This is a genomic window from Streptomyces azureus, from assembly GCF_001270025.1.
GTDB classification, from domain to species: Bacteria; Actinomycetota; Actinomycetes; order Streptomycetales; family Streptomycetaceae; genus Streptomyces; species Streptomyces azureus.
In genome coordinates, this window is record NZ_DF968398.1 from 1 (window position 1) to 1501 (window position 1501).

The window sequence follows — 1501 nt, forward strand, 5'->3', positions numbered from 1 at the left end:
CCGAACTTCTTCGCCAACACCCCCGACATCCTGCACGCCTACCTCCAGCACGGCGGCCGCCCCGCCTTCGAGGTCCGGGCCGTCCTCGCCGCCACCCTCTCGCCGACCTGGGGCATCTACTCCGGCTACGAGCTGTGCGAGAACACCCCGCTCAGAGAGGGCGGCGAGGAGTACCTCGACTCGGAGAAGTACCAGCTCAGGCACCGCGACTGGGAAGCCGCCGAACGCGAGGGACGCACCATCACCCCGCTGATCACCAGGCTCAACACCATCCGCCGGGAGAACCCGGCCCTCCAGCAGCTGCGTGACCTCCACTTCCACCACGCGGACCAGGAGGGGGTGATCGTCTACTCGAAGCGGAAGGGTTCGAACACGGTTCTGGTGGTCGCCAACCTCGACCCGCACCACACCCAGGAGGCCACGGTCTCGTTGGACATGCCGCAACTCGGCCTGGACTGGCACGAGTCGGTGCCGGTGCGCGACGAGCTCACCGGCGAGACCTATCACTGGGGCAGGGCCAACTACGTGCGCCTCGAACCGGGCCGTAGGCCCGCGCATGTCTTCTCGGTTCTGCGACCGTCCACCCCGCAGATCGGAGGGTCACCCACAACATGATCGTCAACGAACCCGTTCAGGACACCTTCGAGGACACTCCCGCCAGGGACCGGGACCCGGAGTGGTTCAAGCGCGCCGTCTTCTACGAGGTGCTCGTCCGCTCGTTCCAGGACAGCAACGGTGACGGCGTCGGTGACCTGAAGGGCCTGACCGCAAAGCTCGACTACCTCCAGTGGCTCGGCGTCGACTGCCTGTGGCTGCCGCCGTTCTTCAAGTCCCCGCTCCGGGACGGCGGCTACGACGTCTCCGACTACACCGCCGTGCTGCCCGAGTTCGGCGACCTGGCCGACTTCGTGGAGTTCGTCGACGCCGCCCACCAGCGCGGCATGCGCGTGATCATCGACTTCGTCATGAACCACACCAGCGACCAGCACCCGTGGTTCCAGGAGTCGAGGAAGGACCCCGACGGCCCCTACGGCGACTACTACGTGTGGGCGGACGACGACAAGCAGTTCCAGGACGCGCGGATCATCTTCGTCGACACCGAGGCCTCCAACTGGACCTACGACCCGGTCCGCAAGCAGTACTACTGGCATCGCTTCTTCTCCCACCAGCCGGACCTCAACTACGAGAACCCGGCCGTGCAGGAGGAGATGATCTCCGCGCTGAAGTTCTGGCTGGACCTGGGCATCGACGGCTTCCGGCTGGACGCGGTGCCGTACCTGTACCAGGAGGAGGGCACCAACTGCGAGAACCTCCCGGCCACGCACGACTTCCTGAAGCGGGTGCGCAAGGAGATCGACGCGCAGTACCCGGACACGGTGCTGCTGGCGGAGGCCAACCAGTGGCCCGAGGACGTCGTCGACTACTTCGGCGACTACCCGAGCGGCGGCGACGAGTGCCACATGGCCTTCCACTTCCCGGTCATGCCGCGCATCTTCATGGC

2 protein-coding genes are annotated in these 1501 nt (G+C 66.4%); both read left to right on the forward strand.

Translation table 11 applies throughout. The annotated features are described in order from the left end of the window. Window positions 1-615, forward strand: a 615-nt coding sequence (locus AOQ53_RS32895; RefSeq protein WP_408055212.1) for a DUF3459 domain-containing protein, incomplete at its 5' end; no start/stop codon positions are given. Continuing rightward, on the forward strand, window positions 612-1501 hold an 890-nt coding region (locus AOQ53_RS32900; protein ID WP_269085489.1), incomplete at its 3' end, for an alpha-amylase family glycosyl hydrolase. The genes AOQ53_RS32895 and AOQ53_RS32900, both read left to right, overlap by 4 nt.